This is a genomic window from Terasakiella pusilla DSM 6293 (assembly GCF_000688235.1).
GTDB lineage: Bacteria > Pseudomonadota > Alphaproteobacteria > Rhodospirillales > Terasakiellaceae > Terasakiella > Terasakiella pusilla.
The window spans coordinates 1-1,478 of sequence record NZ_JHYO01000080.1 but is presented as its reverse complement, the minus strand read 5'-3'; the positions used below and the strand labels follow the sequence as shown (position 1 = coordinate 1,478).

Here is a 1,478-nt window from a genome sequence, read left to right as displayed (position 1 = left end):
CAGCGGATTACGGTGAAGCATTACGTCGGGTAAGAACGGTGTCATATGACATTGCAATGATGTTTGATGATGTTCGTCGTAATGGTGATGGGGTCTCGATAAAACTGGCACACAAAACTGTGACACAAGTCCCGTTTTCTACCACAAAATCATCACCAGATTCGTCAGCAAATATTTCGAACCCGTTTCGAAATATCGAGATTGATGATCTGATTGCAAACATCACCAATCGGGTTCTTGTAGGCATGGGCCACAAAGCACCCAATGGGCCTGTTGTGACCCTTGAAGAATTATTCAAGCGATACATGGATGATCCGATGAAAAAGCGATCAAACAAATCCATCATTGAATATAATGCTGTTTATGGCGTTTTAAGCAGTGTCATCGGTAAGAACACACCCATTGTTCAAATTGATCGCACTGTGTGCAGACAGACACTTGAAGTTCTCCGATATTTGCCACCGCATGCTCAAAGACGATTTCCCGGTAAATCATGGCGAAAAATATCCGAAATCGCGAAGAAGCGTGGCTTAGAAACATTATCACCATCGACCATCAATAAATATCTTCTGAACTTATCAGCACTGTTGAACTGGGCAGTGAAAGAAGATTTGTTGACCCGTAATCCCGCTCGCGGTCTTCAATTGGAAGAAGATGTGAAGGCAAAAGACAAACGATTGCCATTCAGCGATACTCAACTGCTTAAAATATTTTCAAACCCGGTGTTCACCAAGCAGGCATACAAATCTTGGCCCAGCCGCTTCTGGATACCCATCATCGCCCTTTATTCTGGTATGCGTCTGAATGAGATTTGCCAGATGAACGCCGAAGACATTCTTGAACTTGATGGTGTATTATGCTTCCACATAACCGACAAAGCCATTCATGGTCCTAATGATAAAAACGTAAAGACTGCCGCGTCAGAGCGTGTAGTGCCGGTTCACAAGCGTATTCTTGACCAAAACTTCATCGAATACCACTCTACGCTGCCAAAAGCTGGCAAACTATTCCCCGACCTTCCAAAGATTGAAGGAGCCTATTTGTCGCATGCGTTCAGCAAATATTTTCCGCAGTTTCTAACACGCTGCAATGCCCGTGAAGAACGCACTTCGTTTCACAGTTTTAGACATAATTTCAGGGACGCAATGCGTAACGCAGGAATTCAGCATGATGTAGCCTTGGCCCTTGGTGGCTGGACTGGCAACCGTGGTGTAGAAGCCAGCTATGGTCGCGGCTACTCCGTATCGGTGCTATCGAATGCACTGAACATGATCTGCTACTCAGACCTTGAAGGTTGCAATAAGACGATCTTCGGCATTAAAGAAAGCGATGCCAGCTATTGATGAAGAAGTTCCAGCGTTGCAGGCTACGCCTCCAACGACGGACCCCATCACCATTACGACGAACATCATCAAACATCATTGCAATGTCATATGACACCGTTCTTACCCGACGTAATGCTTCACCGTAATCCGCTG

The 1,478-nt window shown here is 45.3% G+C and carries 1 protein-coding gene; it reads left to right on the top strand.

What is annotated here, in order from left to right; all coding sequences use genetic code 11:
* Window positions 1-1,343, top strand: a 1,343-nt coding sequence (locus tag Q397_RS23650) for a site-specific integrase (protein ID WP_205618874.1), incomplete at its 5' end; no start/stop codon positions are given.
* Window positions 1,344-1,478 lie beyond the last annotated feature (135 nt).